Annotated in this window: 15 protein-coding genes; 6 read left to right on the top strand and 9 right to left on the bottom strand. The window is 70.8% G+C overall.

Features of this window, described 5'->3' with window-relative positions:
* Positions 1–40: 40 nt before the first annotated feature.
* Positions 41–1,513 (top strand): CHAD domain-containing protein, encoded by a 1,473-nt coding sequence (locus AC0NZQ_RS18820; RefSeq protein ID WP_474531612.1) that lies wholly within the window; start codon positions 41–43, stop codon positions 1,511–1,513.
* A 75-nt stretch (positions 1,514–1,588) separates the two neighbouring features.
* Here AC0NZQ_RS18820 and AC0NZQ_RS18825 read toward each other — a convergent pair whose 3' ends face one another.
* From AC0NZQ_RS18825 to AC0NZQ_RS18850, 6 genes are all read right to left on the bottom strand, one after another.
* Entirely contained in the window at positions 1,589–2,029 is a 441-nt protein-coding gene (locus AC0NZQ_RS18825; RefSeq protein WP_474531613.1) for an OsmC family peroxiredoxin, read from the bottom strand.
* 139 nt (positions 2,030–2,168) lie between these two features.
* Complete coding sequence (locus AC0NZQ_RS18830) at positions 2,169–2,606, bottom strand: MarR family winged helix-turn-helix transcriptional regulator (protein ID WP_474531614.1); 438 nt, start codon at positions 2,604–2,606, stop codon at positions 2,169–2,171.
* A gap of 146 nt (positions 2,607–2,752) precedes the next feature.
* Positions 2,753–3,385 carry an MBL fold metallo-hydrolase gene (locus AC0NZQ_RS18835; RefSeq protein ID WP_474531615.1) on the bottom strand — a complete coding sequence of 211 codons (633 nt, stop codon included), beginning with the start codon at positions 3,383–3,385 and terminating at the stop codon, positions 2,753–2,755.
* Positions 3,382–4,476, bottom strand: coding sequence for an S-(hydroxymethyl)mycothiol dehydrogenase (locus tag AC0NZQ_RS18840; protein ID WP_474531616.1), 1,095 nt, complete (start codon positions 4,474–4,476; stop codon positions 3,382–3,384). Before AC0NZQ_RS18840 ends, AC0NZQ_RS18835 begins: the two co-directional genes overlap by 4 nt.
* A complete protein-coding gene (locus tag AC0NZQ_RS18845; protein WP_474531617.1) occupies positions 4,473–4,997 on the bottom strand; it encodes a YbhB/YbcL family Raf kinase inhibitor-like protein in 525 nt (174 codons plus the stop codon). The genes AC0NZQ_RS18840 and AC0NZQ_RS18845 overlap by 4 nt, the downstream gene beginning before the upstream one ends.
* 79 nt (positions 4,998–5,076) lie before the next feature.
* Positions 5,077–6,360: a PGAP1-like alpha/beta domain-containing protein gene (locus tag AC0NZQ_RS18850; protein ID WP_474531618.1), complete on the bottom strand. Its 1,284-nt coding sequence runs from the start codon at positions 6,358–6,360 to the stop codon at positions 5,077–5,079.
* Between the two features lie 161 nt (positions 6,361–6,521).
* On the opposite strand from AC0NZQ_RS18850, the gene AC0NZQ_RS18855 reads away from it, so the two are divergent.
* Positions 6,522–7,970 (top strand): NAD-dependent succinate-semialdehyde dehydrogenase, encoded by a 1,449-nt coding sequence (locus AC0NZQ_RS18855; RefSeq protein WP_474531619.1) that lies wholly within the window; start codon positions 6,522–6,524, stop codon positions 7,968–7,970.
* 287 nt (positions 7,971–8,257) lie between these two features.
* Positions 8,258–9,097: a hypothetical protein gene (locus tag AC0NZQ_RS18860; RefSeq protein ID WP_474531620.1), complete on the top strand. Its 840-nt coding sequence runs from the start codon at positions 8,258–8,260 to the stop codon at positions 9,095–9,097.
* A 222-nt stretch (positions 9,098–9,319) separates the two neighbouring features.
* On the opposite strand, the gene AC0NZQ_RS18865 is transcribed toward AC0NZQ_RS18860, so the two are convergent.
* Positions 9,320–10,063, bottom strand: coding sequence for an IclR family transcriptional regulator (locus tag AC0NZQ_RS18865; RefSeq protein ID WP_474531621.1), 744 nt, complete (start codon positions 10,061–10,063; stop codon positions 9,320–9,322).
* A 50-nt stretch (positions 10,064–10,113) separates the two neighbouring features.
* Between AC0NZQ_RS18865 and leuC the strand changes: the two genes are divergently transcribed.
* The 3 genes from leuC (at position 10,114) to AC0NZQ_RS18880 (ending at position 13,346) form a co-directional block, all read left to right on the top strand.
* Entirely contained in the window at positions 10,114–11,526 is a 1,413-nt protein-coding gene (gene leuC, locus AC0NZQ_RS18870; protein ID WP_474531622.1) for a 3-isopropylmalate dehydratase large subunit, read from the top strand.
* 11 nt (positions 11,527–11,537) lie between these two features.
* Positions 11,538–12,131 carry a 3-isopropylmalate dehydratase small subunit gene (gene leuD / locus AC0NZQ_RS18875; RefSeq protein ID WP_474531623.1) on the top strand — a complete coding sequence of 198 codons (594 nt, stop codon included), beginning with the start codon at positions 11,538–11,540 and terminating at the stop codon, positions 12,129–12,131.
* Between the two features lie 129 nt (positions 12,132–12,260).
* A complete protein-coding gene (locus tag AC0NZQ_RS18880) occupies positions 12,261–13,346 on the top strand; it encodes an HU family DNA-binding protein (RefSeq protein ID WP_474531624.1) in 1,086 nt (361 codons plus the stop codon).
* A gap of 117 nt (positions 13,347–13,463) precedes the next feature.
* Here AC0NZQ_RS18880 and AC0NZQ_RS18885 read toward each other — a convergent pair whose 3' ends face one another.
* Both AC0NZQ_RS18885 and AC0NZQ_RS18890 read right to left on the bottom strand, forming a co-directional pair.
* Entirely contained in the window at positions 13,464–14,348 is an 885-nt protein-coding gene (locus AC0NZQ_RS18885; protein WP_474531625.1) for an NUDIX hydrolase, read from the bottom strand.
* 2 nt (positions 14,349–14,350) lie between these two features.
* Positions 14,351–16,486, bottom strand: a complete 2,136-nt coding sequence (locus AC0NZQ_RS18890) for an RNA degradosome polyphosphate kinase (RefSeq protein ID WP_474531626.1) — start codon at positions 16,484–16,486, stop codon at positions 14,351–14,353.
* Positions 16,487–16,490: the final 4 nt, after the last annotated feature.

Raw genomic sequence — 16,490 nt, forward strand, 5'->3', positions numbered from 1 at the left:
GCCCGTGCGCCACGGCCACAGACGAGGTGTTCGAGCAGAGATGAGCAATATCGGCGAGGCTGCGGCACACGGACCGCGCGTCTTCGACGTCCCTGCCGGCTGGGAGCTCCCGGCGCTCGGCAAGAAGGTCCTGGGCCCGGACGGCCGCATCGAGACTGACCATCGGGTCGACACCGTCACCGCCTTCGACACGGCGGCGCTGCACCTCGACGGCGCGGGGGTGACGCTGCAGCGCGGCACCGGTGCCGAGGCACCCTGGTCGCTGCGCATCGACGGCCAGAGCAGCGAGTACGCCGCCGCCGGCCGCGGCGTACCGGCCGCAGTCCGGGACCTGCTGCTCGGCATCCGGCGCGGCGCGGCACTGCGCGCCGCGGGCCGGGCGCGGGTGGAGCGGACGATCCACCGCATCCTCGATGCCGACGGTGTCGAACGCGGCACCGTCACCGAGGTCGTCGTCACCGAGGTCGTCGTCACCCCCGCGGCCACGCCGGAGCAGCCGCACCGGCACGTGGAGGTCGCCGGTTGGGAAGGGCCCTTCCTCGACGCCGTCACGCGACGGCTCGTCAAGTCCGACGCCGCCGAGCGCCGCACCCGGTCCACCGTGGTGGTTCCGGTGACGGCAGCCGCGGCCGGTGCTGATGCCGACGCCGTCGACACGGCACCCCCGGCGGCGCAGCCGGGCACGGTCGGCGACGCGCTGGTCTCCTACCTGCGCACGCAGCGCGCGGCGGTGGTCCGGGCCGACCTCGGCCTGCGCCGCGGCGAGGACACCGTGCATGCCTTCCGGGTCGCCATCCGGCGCATCCGCAGCGCGCTGCGGGTGGTGAACGTGGCCGATGCCGAGGCGACGGCCACCTTCGACGCCGAATTGCGGTGGCTGTCGGCAAGCCTGGGGGCGGTGCGCGACCTGGAGGTGCTGCAGGCCCACCTCGCCGGCTCGCTGCTCAGCCTGGGGGAGCGGGCCGAGGTCGATCTGGTCCCGGCCGGCGAGCTGCTCACCGCGACGCTCGAGGCCGACCGGGAGCGCGCGACAGCCGCTCTCACCACGACGCTCGCCGGGCGTCGGTATCTCGCACTGCTGCGCACCCTGGATGCGTGGTGCGCGGCACCGCCGCTGACCGATGCCGCTGCCGCGCCCGAGAAGCACCTCGCCCGCTACGTCAAGGCGGCGGCCAAGGATCTGGACAAGCGGCTCGCGCGTGCAGGCGGATCGGCGCGCAAGCTGCACGGGGCCCGCAAGGCGGCCAAGCGGGCCCGCTACGTCGCCTCCTTCGCCGGAGACGCGGCAGGCAAGCACGGGGCCGGGGTGGAGCGGCACGCCAAGTCGCTGCAGACGAGCCTCGGCGACCATCAGGACTGCGTCCTCGCCGCCGACTACGTCGCGCGGGTCGCGGTCACGGCAACCGGTCCTGCCGCCTTCGGCTGCGGTGTCGTCTGGGCCCGGGAGCAGCGCCGGGCCGCGGCGGCGCTCCGAGCGGCGCAGCACGAGCAGACCGCACACGCCAAGCACTGAGACGTCGACGCCGGGTGGTCGACGTGGTCGACCACCCGGCGTCGGCCGAGCAGGCTGTGGCAGGTACCCCGGAGGTCAGTCCTCGAGGGCGGCGTCGAGGGTGATCTCGACCCCGGTGAGCGCCTTGCTGACGGGGCAGCCCGCCTTGGCGGCGTCGGCGGCCTTGGCGAAACCGTCAGCGTCGAGGCCCTCGACCTCGCCACGGACGGTGAGCTTGATGCCGGTGAGCCGGAACCCACCCGCGGGGTCCGGCCCGAGCGAGACGTCGGCCGTCACGTCGAGGGACTGCGGGGTGCCACCGGCCTCGGCGAGCAGTGCCGAGAGCTGCATGGCGTAGCACGACGAGTGGGCGGCTGCGATGAGCTCCTCGGGGCTGGTGGTGCCCCCGGCGTCGTCGGCCGCCCGCTTCGGGAACGACACGTCGTAGGTGCCGACCTTCGAGCTCGTGAGCTCGACCTGACCGGAACCGTCCTGAAGTCCGCCGTTCCAAGCGGTGCGCGCGGTACGGGTGGGCATTGCTACATCCTCTCCAAGCACAGTGATGCGCCTCCGGGACGAAGGCGCCCGTTCCGACCGTACCCGGGACTGTATTGCGCCCAACGGGTATCCCCGGTGACGCCGCTCGCGATCCAGCGTCCGAGCCGGGGCGTCGACCTCAGGCGTCGTGGAGCAGAGCCTCGAGTTCGCGGAGCTCGGTGCGCAGCTTGACGTGGTCCAGGTCGCCGAGCAGGCCGCCGATCTGCGGCGGCACCGTCGCTGCCTTGTCCCGGAGCGCGGTTCCTTCGGTAGTGAGCTGTACGTCCACCGAGCGCTCGTCGTCGGTCCGCCGGGTGCGGGTGATGAGGCCGCGGGTCTCCAGGCGCTTGAGCAGCGGGGAGAGGGTGCCCGAGTCGAGCCGAAGCTTGTGGCCGAGCTGGCTGACGGTGGAGGTGCCGTCGTCCCAGAGCACCAGCATGACGAGGTACTGCGGGTAGGTCAGGTCGAGCTCGTCGAGAATCGGACGGTAGCGAGCAGTCATCGCCCGGCTGGCGGCATAGAGCGCAAAGCACAGTTGGTCGTCGAGTGCAAGGGTGAACTGTGCCTTCTCTTCCATGGGCTTCACAGTAGCCAGCATGGAAGAGCCAGGGGTGCTCGACCCGCATTGCGGTGCGGGAACTCCGGGCGTTTGGGGGCCTTTGTCACGAATGACGCGCACAATCGGCGCCGTCGATGTCAAGCCGAATCCTGCGCGAGTGTCGATCAGGTCGGCTTCGTCCAGCCCGCCGAGGCCGCCTTCTCGACACCGATCGTCGTGTCCGGACCGTGTCCGGTGTGGACGTCGGTCTCCTCCGGCAGCGTCAGCAGTCGGCTCCGGATGGAGTCGACGATGGTGTCGAAGTCGGAGTAGGAGCGACCGGTCGCGCCGGGGCCGCCCTGGAAGAGCGTGTCGCCGGTGAAGACCGCGCTGAGATCCGGGGCGTAGTAGCTGACTGCGCCGGGCGAGTGTCCAGGTGTGTGCAGCGTCTGGACCTGGAGCTCGCCGATAGGGAAGGTCTGGCCGTCGCTCAGCGGTTCGAAGCCGAGCTCCGGGTAGGTCATCCGCCACAGCACCTCGTCGGCCGGGTGCAGGTAGATGGGGGCGGCGTAGCGGTCGGAGAGTTCCCCGGCCACGGTGACGTGGTCGTCGTGGGCGTGGGTGCAGAGGATCGCGCCCACCGTCCGGTCGCCGATGACCTCGGCGATCGGGCCCAGCTCGTGCGGCGCGTCGATGACGAGGCAGAGCTCGTCGTTGCCGATCACCCAGACGTTGTTGTCGACGTCCCAGGTGCCGCCGTCCAGCGAGAAGGTCCCGCTGGTGACGGCACGGTCGATCCGCACTCCGTGGGCGCTCACAGTTCGACCACCGAACGCAGCACGTCGCCGCCGTGCATCTTCTCGAAGGCGGCCTCGATGTCGTCGATGCCGATGGTCTCGGTGACGAACTTGTCCAGCGGGAAGCGGCCCTGCAGGAAGAGGTCGACCAGCATCGGGAAGTCGCGCGAGGGCAGGCAGTCGCCGTACCAGGACGACTTCAACGCGCCACCCCGGCCAAAGACATCGATGAGCGGCAGCTCGAGGGTCATCTCGGGGTTCGGCACGCCGACGAGGACGACGGTCCCGGCGAGGTCACGGGCGTAGAACGCCTGCTTGTACGTCTCGGGACGCCCCACCGCCTCCACGACGACATCGGCGCCGAAGCCGTCGGTGACGTCCTGGATGGCCTTGACCGCCGCGTCCTGATCCAGCCCCTTGGTGTTGATGGTGTGGGTGGCGCCGAACTCCTTGGCCTGCTCCAGCTTCCGGTCGTCCACGTCGACGGCGATGATCTTGGCAGCACCGACGATGCGGGCCCCGGCGATGGCGGCCATGCCGACGCCACCGCAGCCGATGACCGCGATGCTCTGCCCGCGCTTGATGGCACCGGTGTTGACCGCCGCCCCGACGCCGGCCATGACACCGCAGCCGAGCAGACCGGCAGCGGTGGCCGGCGCGGCGGGATCGACCTTGGTGCACTGGCCGGCTGCCACCAGCGTCTTCTCGATGAAGGCGCCGATGCCGAGGGCGGGGGAGAGCTCGGTGCCGTCCTCCAACGTCATCTTCTGGGTGGCGTTGTGGGTGGCGAAGCAGTACTGCGGCTCGCCACGCTTGCAGGCCCGACACTCGCCGCAGACCGCCCGCCAGTTGAGGATCACGAAGTCCCCGGGCGCCACGTCGGTGACGCCGTCACCGACGGCCTCGACCGTCCCCGCCGCCTCGTGGCCGAGCAGGAACGGGAAGTCGTCGTTGATGCCGCCCTCGCGGTAGTGCAGATCGGTGTGGCAGACGCCGCAGGCGTCGATCTTCACCAGTGCCTCGCCCGGACCGGGGTCGGGAACGACGACGGTGACGACCTCGACCGGGGCGCCCTTGCTGCGGGCGATGACGCCCTTGACCTGCTGGCTCATGCGGAGACCTCGTATGTCGCGACGATCGTGGCCCGGCCCAGTGTGTGGCTGAAGAGGTTGAAGCCGAGGAAGGCGTTGGAGCCCTCGGCAGGAACGTCCAGGCTCTCGACGTCCACGGCGTGGACGACCACGTAATAGTGGTGCCGACCGTGACCGGGCGGCGGCGCCGCGCCGACGTACCCGGCGAACCCGCCGTCGTTCTTCAGCTGGACGGCACCGTCGGGCAGGCCGTCCTTGGCTGCGTTGGTCGGCAGCTCGGTGACCGAGGCGGGGATGTTGAAGACCGCCCAGTGCCAGAAGCCGCTGGCCGTCGGGGCGTCGGGGTCGTAGACGGTGACGGCGTAGCTCTTGGTGCCCTCGGGCGCCCCGGACCAGGACAGCTGCGGCGAGACGTCCTCCCCGCCGGCCCCCATGACGCCGGAGACCTGCGGGTTGGCCAGCGGCTGCCCCTCGGCGATGTCGGCACTGGTCAGCTCGAAGGTGGGGACCTCGGGCAGGTCGTCGTACGGGTTGCGGCTCACGAGCGCTTCCTCTCGGGACGGGATCTCTCGTGCCTTGTCCTACCGCATCCGACCCCGAGTCATGCAGCCGCGTCCGAGCTCAGCTCGCCCGGCGTCGGCTCCGCTTGATGAGCTGCCGACCCGGGCTCGTGCCCTGCGTGCTCTCGGCGAGCCAGCTGCGGAGCTTGGCGTAGACCGTCGCGTCGGCCAGCAGGTCGAAGTGGTGCTTGCCGCCACCGATGGTGTGGGCGCGGTCGGGGGCGAAGGGGATGGAGCGAATGGTCCCGACGCCGTGGGCGCTGCCGTGCTGGACGAGCAGGTCCATGGCGAAGATCCCCTCCGGTTCGCGCGACAGCGTTGCCGAGACCATCGAGTACTCGACGCCGGGGACGAGCACGGCCGGGGTGCAGTTGTCCGTCGCGTCGTCCGGGTCGAAGTCCAGCCAGTCCGCCTCGACCAGGGCCCCGTGACGCAGATCCTTGATACCGACGCTGCGCTGGTTGATGAGGTCGGCCAACGGCCGGGTCTCGGGCAGTCGGGCGAGCCGGTGCGTGCCCCAGTTCGCCAATCGCTCCAACGGCGCGCCGAGGTGCGGGGTGCCGAGCCCGACGATGTGTCGCAGTCGACGCACCCACTGGTGGCCGAGGCCGTCGGCCTGGTTGGCGGCACTGCGCGCGACCAGACCGCCGAGCGAATGGCCGACGATGGCGAGGTCGCGGACCGGTGTCGGCCAGTGCGCGACGAGCTGCTCGAGCTGCTCGGCCAGCTCCAGACCGTTCGCCGAGATGTGCAGGCCGGTGTTGAAGTTCAGGTAGAGCGGCGTCCAGCCGTCGTCGTCCTGCAGCTTGGAGCCGTAGGTGGCCTCGCGGTCGCCCCAGCGCTTCTCGGCGGCGTAGGACCAGCAGCGGTCGGTCTCGCAGAGACCGTGGACGAAGACGACGAGCCGATCGCTGACCGTCCGTTCGCGGGCGTCGTGCCCGACGTTGGCCGGCACCCGGCGCAGTGGTCCGTTACCGAGCCGCAGCCGCATCTGCGGTGCGACAGCCGCCGACTCCTCGGCCATCCGATGCCCCAGGACGCCGCCGACGGCGCCGAAGGCGGCGCGGCCGCCGGGATGATCGTGGACGGAGTCGGCGGCGGGATCCTGCAGGGCGCCGGCGACGAGCCCGGCGGCGCGGGGCAGGTAGCGCACGCCGAGGCGCGTGCCGCCGTAGGCGAGGGCGGCGATGCCGTCGTGGGCCAGTTTGACGGCGGCCCCCGGTCGGCCGGCGAGACCGAAGAGGCGGGTGGCGATGGCGCCGTGCATCTCGCGGGCCGTCTCGGTGATCTCGTCCAGCGTGGTGCCGACCAGCACCCCGGTGTCCCGCATCTCGTCGCCGCGCACGCCGTCTCCTCTGCTCGTCGCTCCACTACACAGTGAACGACTGTTCACTCGTTGGCAAGCCCGGGAATGCGGCGTCCGGTTGGTGGGGTTTCGCCATCGACGTCCGGCGGGCACGACAGACTCAGACGTCGGATCCAGCGAGAAGAAGGTGGCATCGCACCATGGCCCAGGCACTGCCGCAGGGAACACCCACGCAGCTCTTCATCGACGGCGAGTGGCGCGACGGGTCGGAGGGCACCTTCGACGTCGTCGACCCCTCCACCGGTGAGGTGATCGCCGCGGTCGCCAAGGCGGGCAGTGGTGACGTCACCGCCGCCATCGACGCCGCGGCCGCCGCCCAGCCGGGCTGGGCGGCGACGGCACCCCGGCAGCGCAGTGAGGTGCTGCGCAAGGCGTTCGAGCTGATGATCGAGCGGAGCGAGGAGCTGGCGTTCCTCATGTCGCTGGAGATGGGCAAGTCCCTCACCGACGCTCGCGGCGAGGTGACCTACGCCGCCGAGTTCTTCCGCTGGTACGCCGAGGAGGCCGTGCGCGTCGGTGGCGAGGTACGGCTGGCGCCCTCGGGCGCCAACCGCATCGTCACGTTCCGCAAGCCCTTCGGTGTCGCGCTGCTGCTGACACCGTGGAACTTCCCGGCGGCGATGGCGACGCGCAAGCTCGGCCCGGCGCTTGCCGCGGGGTGCTCGGTCGTCCTCAAGCCGGCCGAGGACACCCCGCTGACGGCGCTGGCCCTGGGCAAACTGCTCACCGACGCCGGCGTCCCGGCCGGGGTGGTCAACGTCATCACCACCGACGTGCCGGGTCCCGCTGTCGAGACCGCGCTGAACGACGACCGCGTCCGCAAGCTCTCCTTCACCGGCTCCACCGGCGTCGGGTCGCTGCTGCTCAAGCAGGCGGCCGGCAAGATCATCGACTCCTCCATGGAGCTGGGTGGCAACGCGCCGTTCCTGGTCCTGGACGACGCCGACCTGGATCTGGCCATCGAGGGTGCCATGCTGGCGAAGATGCGCAACGGCGGTCAGGCCTGTACCGCCGCCAACCGCTTCATCGTCGCCGAGTCCGTCGCCGCGGAGTTCGAGGCGAAGCTCGTCGCGAAGATGTCCGAGCTGACGCTCGGCCCCGGCACGGCCGAGGAGACCAAGCTCGGTCCGATGATCAACGCCAAGCAGCGCGACGGCATCGCCGACAAGGTCGCGCGCAGCGTCGCGGCCGGGGCGCGGGTCGCGCTCGGCGGCAACGCCCCGGAGCGTCCCGGCTTCTTCTACGAGGCGACCGTCCTCAGCGACGTGCCCCGTGACGCCCCCGTCGCGACCGACGAGGTCTTCGGACCGGTGGCCTCGATCATCACCGTCACCGACGACGACGACGCCGTCGCGCTGGCCAACTCGACCGAGATGGGCCTCACCGGCTACGTCTACACCCGCGACCTCGCCCGCGGGCTTCGCATCAGCGAGCGTCTCGAGGTCGGGATGATCGGCCTCAACCGCGGCCTGGTCAGCGACCCCGCCGCCCCCTTCGGCGGCGTCAAGCAGTCCGGGCTGGGCCGGGAGGGTGGTTTCGAGGGCATCGACGAGTACCTCGAGACCACCTACGTCGCGACGAACTGGTAGCCCGCTCCGTCCCGCGGTGGGGCCTCCGTTCCGCGCCGGCCCCCTGTTGCGCGCTGGCCCCCTTGTATAGCGCGCTAACCCCACCTGTAGCGCCGAGTGGTCGATTTCCGAGATGAGTGGTCACCGCGCGGGCGACCACTCACCCCGGAAATCGACCACTCGGCGCACAGGCAGACGGCGGCGTCCAGCGCAAATGCCGATGGACGCAGCTGTGGACAACTCGGACCTGTCCACAGCACCGAGCGATCCGAGCGTGCCGACGTCCCGGAGCGTGCAGTCTCCATTCCGTGACCCCGCTCGAGGGCGATACCAAGCTGCATCACGACTGCGTTGCCGCGCTGGCCGTCTGCGATCAGCAGTCCGTCATCTGCGGCCTCACCGCGGCGAGGGTGCACGGGCTCTGGCTGCCGGCGATCGGCGCGGAGATCCACGTCGCGGTGGCGACGCCGGGAGAGTTCGGACGACGCATGATCCGAAGTCGCCGGTGCGACGTCATCGCGCATCGGCGCCAGTTGCAGGACGGGGAGCGAACGTGGGTGAGCGGCATCGCTGTCACGTCGCTTGCTGTCACCTGGTTCGACCTTGCAGCCGTGCTGACGCTGCCCGCTCTCGTCGCCGCCGGCGACAGTGCGCTCCGCTCGGGTGGCACCAGGGCCGCGTTGGCCGAGGTGGTCCGCGCGAGGTCGGGACATCGCGGGGTGCGTCGTGCTCGAGAGGCCCTCGGCCTGGTGGATGCTCGGTCTCGGTCGCGCCCGGAGAGCCACCTCCGCGTGGCCACCGCTGCGGTGGATCTCCCTCGCTTCGAGGTCAACGTTCCGGTTCACCGGGACGAGGGTGGCTGGCTCGCCGAGCCTGATCTGTCGCTGGGCGCAGCGAAGATCGCGCTGGAGTACCAGGGCGAGGATCACGGCACGCCGCAGCGCCTGCGGCGCGACCTGACTCGTGCCTTCGATCTGCGCGAAGAAGGCTGGGTCGTCTTGTCCTATGGGCCGGCCGAGGTCTTCGGTCGGCCGTGGCAGATCACCGCCGAGATCCGGCGCGAGGTTCGAGCGCGGCGTCCTGACCTGCTGAGAGGTCGCGCGCCGCGACGTCACGCTCCCCGTTCACGGACTCGTTCCGCTGCCTGATTGCAGGCTGGGTCGGGATGGCGGCCGTCGCTCGTTGCCGAGTGGTCGATTCCCGCACCCAGTGGTCGCATCAGGGGTGACCACTGGCCAGAAAGATCGACCACTCGGCACCGAGCGGCGCAGGGGTGCTGGGGACGGGGGTGCTGGGGACGGGGGTGCTGGGGACGGGGGTGCTGGGACGGGAGCGGGGGGAGGGGAGCGCGCGGACGGGAGCGCGGGGGATCAGGCGGCGAGGGACTGCGTGATCCGACGGGCGCCGGCGAGCAGCAGCGGACCGAGCCGTTGGCCGGGGGAGCGCCCCAGTCGCTCGATCGGACCGGAGACCGAGAGGGCACCGAGCAGCTCGCCCTCGGGAGAGAGCACCGGGGCAGAGACCGAGGCGACGCCCGCCTCCCGCTGCCCGACCGACTGCGCCCAGCCGCGGCGTCGCACCTCGGCCAGTGAGCGGGGCGGGAACTCCGCCCGCGCCAGCAGCTCGGTGACGCTGCCCGGATCCGACCAGGCGCAGAGCACCTGTGCCCCGGAGCCTGCGGTCAGTGGTAGCCGACTCCCCACCGGGACCGTGGTCCGCAACCCGTGGCTGCGTTCGGCGGCGGCCACGCAGATGCGCTCGGCACCGTCACGGCGGTACAGCTGCGTGCTCTCACCGCACTCGTCGCGCAGCCAGGCGAGCACCGGCCCGGCGGCCGAGACGACGGGATCGGGCAGGGCGGCGGCGAACTCGCCCACCCGGGAACCGAGGACGAAGCGTCCCTCGGGGTCACGCCCGAGCAGCCGGTGCACCTCGAGCGCGACGGCGAGGCGGTGGGCGGTGGCGCGGGGAAGCCTGGTCGTCTCGACCAGGTCGGCCAGCGCGCGCGGCGCGGCGGCGACGGCGGCGAGGATGGCCACCGTCTTGTCGACGACACCGATCCCGCTCTCGCCGTCACGGTTGTGCCGAGCGCCGTCGCTGCTAGGCTGTCCCATACAGCGATACTATTGTCTCAGAAAATGAGACGCAAGCAGCGGAGGATCTGATGGGCAAGACGCTCGCGGAGAAATTGTGGGACAGCCACGTCGTGCGCTCGGCCGCCGGTGAGCCGGACCTGCTCTACATCGACATGCACCTCATCCACGAGGTGACCAGCCCGCAGGCCTTCGACGGACTGCGCCTGGCCGGCCGGCCGGTGCACCGCCCGGACCTCACGCTCGCCACCGAGGACCACAACACCCCGACCGACTACACGCTGCCGCTCGTCGGCACGCAGTCCATCAAGGACGAGGTCAGCCGCACCCAGATCGAGACGCTGCGCCGCAACTGTGAGGAGTTCGGCGTCCGCATCTACCCCATGGGCCACGATGAGCAGGGCATCGTCCACGTGGTCGGCCCGCAGCTCGGCATCACCCAGCCCGGCATGACCATGGTCTGCGGCGACTCGCACACGTCAACGCACGGCGCCTTCGGCTCGATCGCCTTCGGTATCGGCACCAGCCAGGTCGAGCACGTGCTCGCGACGCAGACGCTGCCCCTGGACCGCCCGAAGACCATGGCCGTCACCGTCAACGGCGAGCTCGCCGACGGGGTCACCCCCAAGGACGTCATCCTCGCCGTCATCGCCAAGACCGGCACCGGTGGCGGTCAGGGCTACATGGTCGAGTACCGCGGCACCGCCTTCGAGGCGATGACCATGGAGGGCCGCATGACGGTCTGCAACATGAGCATCGAGTGGGGCGCGCGCTGCGGCATGATCGCGCCGGACGAGACCACCTTCGCCTACGTGAAGGGCCGCGACCACGCTCCCAAGGGCGAGCAGTGGGATGCCGCCGTCGAGTACTGGAAGAGCCTGCGGACCGACGACGACGCCGAGTTCGACGCCGAGGTCGTCCTCGACGCCGCCGACATCACGCCGTTCGTCACGTGGGGGACCAACCCGGGGCAGGGCGCGCCGCTGTCGGCCGCCGTCCCCGACCCGGCCGACTTCGCCGACGAGAGCGACCGCGTGGCGGCCGAGAAGGCGTTGGCCTACATGGGTCTCGAGGCCGGGACGCCGCTGCGCGACATCAAGGTCGACACCGTCTTCGTGGGCTCTTGCACCAACGGCCGCATCGAGGATTTGCGCGCCGCCGCGCAGATCCTGGAGGGGCGCAAGGTCGCCGACGGCGTCCGGGTGCTCGTCGTGCCCGGCTCGATGCGGGTCCGCAAGCAGGCCGAGGCCGAAGGCCTGGACAAGGTCTTCGTCGCGGCCGGTGCCGACTGGCGGCAGGCCGGCTGCTCGATGTGCCTGGGCATGAACCCCGACCAGCTCGCCCCCGGCGAGCGGAGCGCCTCGACCTCCAACCGCAACTTCGAAGGACGGCAGGGCAAGGGCGGCCGGACCCACCTGGTCTCGCCGCTCGTCGCCGCCGCCACGGCCGTCACCGGCCACCTCGCCAGCCCGGCCGACCTGTAAGGAGCGCACCGATGGACAAGTTCACCACCCACACCGGCACCGCCGTCCCGTTGCGCCGCAGCAACGTCGACACCGACCAGATCATCCCGGCCGTCTACCTCAAGCGGGTCACCCGCACCGGGTTCGAGGACGGTCTCTTCCAGGCGTGGCGCGCCAACGAGCCCGACTTCGTGCTCAATCAGTCGCGCTTCGACGGTGCGACCATCCTGGTCGCCGGTCCCGACTTCGGCACCGGCAGCTCCCGCGAGCACGCGGTCTGGGCGCTCACCGACTACGGCTTCAGGGTGGTCATCTCGCCGCGCTTCGCCGACATCTTTCGCGGGAACTCGCTCAAAGCCGGACTGCTGACCGTCCAGCTCGCGGAGAAGATCGTGCAGCGGCTCTGGGACGACATCGAGACCGATCCCGGCACCGAGGTCACCGTCGACCTGGTCGAGCGGCAGGTGCGTTGGGCCGGCGAGGTGCACGACTTCGAGCTGGACGACTACTCCCGCTGGCGGCTGCTGGAAGGCCTCGACGACATCGGTCTCACCCTCAAGCACGTCGACGCCGTCAGGGCCTACGAGGACGGCCGCAAGCCGTGGTTGCCGGCCGTTTCGGCGTGATCTTGGGGTGATCTTCTGCAGAAAGGCCTGCGACACAGGCCTTCTGCGTTGTTCACGGGCACCGAACGGCCTAGCGTGACTGACGAAGCGACCATCCCTTGGTCGAGCGATCGGTCCCGGGAGGACTAGGTGCCAAACAAGGCTCAATTCGTCGACATGCTCGCTGAGCGTCTCGACGGTGACAAGAAGCGTGCCGCCGCTGCTCTCGATGCGGTGATCGACAGCGTGTACGCCGCTATCGCGACGGGCGAGAAGGTCGCCATCACCGGCTTCGGCGTCTTCGAGCGGCGCGACCGCGCCGCCCGTACCGCGCGCAACCCCGCGACCGGTCAGCAGGTGAGCGTGGCTGCTTCGCGCGTACCGGCCTTCCGGCCCGGCAGCGAGTTCCGCCAGGTCGCCGGTGGTGCGAGCGAGATCCTTCGCGAGCGTTCCGAGCGCACCCAGGCCGCGGTGGCCAAGGCCTACGAGTCGGCCCGCGAGGCGCCGTCGCGTGCCGCGTCCGTGGTGAAGGACGCGCAGTCCGCGCTGCAGGAGGCGCAGGACCGTGCCACCACCGTCGTGCAGGATGCCGTCGAGGCGGTGCGCGAGGCTCCGGCCACCATCGTGGCTGCGGTCCGCGGATCGGCGCCGGCGAAGGCAGCTCGCAAGGCGGCCAAGAAGACGGCGGCCAAGAAGCTCCCCGCCAAGACGAGCGGTCCTGCCACGAAGTCGGTGGCCGGCAGCGTCCTGCCGTCGGAGAAGCCGGCCGCAGCCGCAGCGAAGGCCGTGAAGAAGGTGGCCGCGAAGAAGGCTCCGGCGAAGGCCGCGAAGAAGGCCGCTGCCACGGCGGCGAAGTCGACGGCTCCGGCGAAGAAGGCGGCGAAGAAGGCGGCCACCACGGCGGCGAAGTCGACGGCTCCGGCCAAGAAGGCGGCGAAGAAGGCCGCCACCACCGCGACGAAGTCGACGGCTCCGGCCAAGAAGGCCGCGAAGAAGGCCGCCACCACCGCGACGAAGTCGACGGCTCCGGCCAAGAAGGCCGCGAAGAAGGCCGCCACCACGGCGACCGCCCCGGCGAAGAAGGCCGCCAGCAAGGCCGCAGCCAAGACGGCCCCGGCCAAGAAGGCGCCGGCCAAGAAGGCGCCGGCCAAGAAGGCGCCGGCCAAGAAGGCGCCCGCCAAGAAGGCACCCGCCAAGAAGGCACCCGCCAAGAAGGCACCCGCCAAGAAGAGCTGAGAGCAGCATCGGGTGGGGCGTCCGGCTACGGCCGGGCGCCCCATTCTCGTCTCCTGGCCAATCGGGGAGCGCTGGTCCCGCTCAGCGGGATCGGCACTCCCGAATCGGGAGACCGGGTCAGCCCCGAGCGGCGTGACCGTAGTAGTCGGCGCTGACAACCTCATCGTCGACGAGGGTGAAGACCCAGGCCGCACCCTTCTTGGTGCTGCCGTCCGATGTCCACGGCGCCAGCGTCTTCACCAGGCCGGGGATGGTGGTGCCCTGGCTGCTCACCACGCTCACCGTGCCGGGGCGGGCAAGATCGAGCAGCGAGCGACGCGCAGCGTCGGGGGCGAGCTCGTAGTCCTCGTCGGAGAATGCCGCCGCCACCGCGACACTCGTGCCGAGGGACTCGGCGAACGGCGCCACCGTCTGCACGCATCGCAGCGGTGAGGCCGAGACGATCGCGTCGGGCCGGCCGAAGCGGCCGAGGAAGGTGACCAGGCGCTCTGCCTGCTCGACGCCGGCACGTTCCAGCGGCCGGTCGTTGTCGTCGCCGTGCCACTCGCTGCGCCTGCCCGCCTTGGCATGCCGCACCAGGACCACGACGGCATCCGGCACGGGCAGCGAGATGGCCTCGGCGAGGACGTCCCGCTCGATGTCGTAGCTGAGCAGCTCGGCCGCCGCGGCGGGCTCCAGCCACCGCATCTCGTCCACCTCGTCGGAGGCCACGAAGTCGCCGGCGAGGTAACGCATCAGCCAGAACGACACCGTCTTGGGGGCGTCACCGACGGTGTAGCCGATGCGACGCAGCCGCCGCGAGACGGCGACGGTGGCACCGATCTCCTCGGCCACCTCGCGGACCGCGGCGGCGAGCTCGGACTCGCCGTTGTCGAGCTTGCCCTTGGGCAGTGACCAGTCGTCGTAGCGCGAACGGTGCACGACGGCGATCTCGATGGAGCCGCCGACGCCGTCCCGCCTGCGCCAGACGATCCCCCCGGCTGCACGGATCGTTGCCGCCACCGCTACTCGCCGCGGTCGGCGAGCCGCTTCATCAGCAGCTCCTGGTAGTCGTTGCGCGCGCCGCCGGACTGCGCCCAGGTGCCGTCGGCCTGCAGGTCCCATGCCGCGGTGTCGGCTTCGAAGGCCGAGTCCAGGGTGGTCTGCAGGTGCGCGCGGGCGTTGCGGTCCGACACCTGGACCAGCACCTCGACGCGCCGGTCGAGGTTGCGGTGCATGAGGTCGGCCGACCCCATCCAGTACTCCGGTTCGCCGTCCCCGCCGAAGTAGTACACCCGGGAGTGCTCGAGGAAGCGGCCCAGGATGGAGCGGCAGCGGATGTTCTCCGACAGCCCCGGCACGCCGGCACGGATGGTGCAGAACGTCCGGACCAGCAGCTCGATCCGGACGCCGGCCTGCGACGCCCGATAGAGCGCGTCGATGGTCTGCTCGTCCACGAGGTGGTTGGTCTTGAAGCGGATCAGCGCCGGTCGGCCCTGCCGCGCGAACTCGATCTCGCGCTCGATGCGTTCGATCAGTCCTGCGCGAATTCCCTGCGGGGCGACCAGCAGCGACCGGTAGTCGGTCTGCCGGGAGTACCCGGTGAGGACGTTGAAGAGGTCGGTGAGGTCGGCGCAGATCGCCTCGTCGGCGGTGAACAGGCCCAGGTCCTCGTACATCCGCGCGGTCTTCGGGTGGTAGTTGCCGGTGCCGACGTGCGCGTACCGCTTGATCTGGTTGCCCTCCTGCCGGACCACCAGCGCCGTCTTGCAGTGGGTCTTCAGCCCGACGAAGCCGTAGACGACATGGCAGCCGGCCCGCTCCAGCGCCCTGGCCCACTTGATGTTGGCCTGCTCGTCGAAGCGGGCCTTGATCTCCACCAGCGCCACGACCTGCTTGCCGGCCTCGGCGGCGTCGATGAGCGCGTCGACGATAGGGGAGTCACCCGAGGTGCGGTACAGCGTTTGCTTGATGGCCAGCACCCGCGGATCGGCGGCGGCCTGCTCGATGAAGCGCTGCGTGCTGGTCGCGAACGACTCGTAGGGGTGGTGCACCAGCACGTCACCGTCGCGCAGCGTGGCGAAGACCGACTTCGGCGTCTCGCCCTCGGCGAAGCGCGGGTTCGTGGTGGGGACGAACGGGCGCTCCTTCAGCGCGGGCCGGTCGATGTCGGCGATCTGGTGCAGCGAGCTCAGGTCCAGCAGCCCCGGTACCCGGATGACGTCGTCGCGGTCGACGTCGATCTCGCTGGCGAGCAGGTCCACGACCTCGTCGTCGATGTCGTCGGTGACCTCCAGCCGGACGGCGGGGCCGAACCGGCGGCGGACCAGTTCCCGCTCGAGGGCCTGCAGCAGGTCCTCGTCGCGGTCCTCCTCGACCTCGACGTCGGCGTTGCGGGTCACCCGGAAGACGTGGTGCTCCACGACCTCCATGCCGGGGAAGAGCAGGGACAGGTGGGCGGCGATGAGGTCCTCGAGCGGCAGGTACTCGGCCTCGACCGCGCTCTGCGACACGACGACGAAGCGCGGGACGTTGTTGGGCACCTTGACCCGCGCGAAGCGCTGCACGTCCTCGTTCGGGTCGCGGACGATCACGGCCAGGTTCAGCGACAGCCCCGAGATGTAGGGGAAGGGGTGGGACGGGTCGACGGCCAGCGGCGTCAGCACCGGGAAGACCTTCGCGCGGAAGTACTCGGCCAGCCGCCCCCGCTCCTCGTCGTCCAGGTCGTCCCAGCGGCGCACGTGGATGCCCTCGGCCTCCAGCCGCGGGGTGATGTCGTCGCGGAAGCAGAGCGCGTGCCGGGTGACGAGCTCGCGGGTGCGCTCGGCGAGGGTGGCGAGCACCTTGCGCGGGGAGAGGCCGTCGGCCGACTGCACCTGCAGTCCCATGTCGGCGCGACGCTTCAGCCCGGCGACTCGCACCATGTAGAACTCGTCGAGGTTGCTGGCGAAGATGGCGAGGAACTTGAGCCGCTCCAGCAGCGGCTGCTCGACGTCCTCGGCGAGTGCGAGCACCCGCGCGTTGAAGGCCAGCCAGGAGAGCTCGCGGTTGCTGAAGCGGTCGTCGGGGAGGTCCTCGACGTGCGTCACCTCGGCCACCATGTCGCCCTCGGGAACGGCGTCGGACGGATCCAGCGACGCCACTGCGCTCTCGGAACTCATGCGC

This window comes from Jatrophihabitans sp. sgz311053 (genome assembly GCF_056135305.1).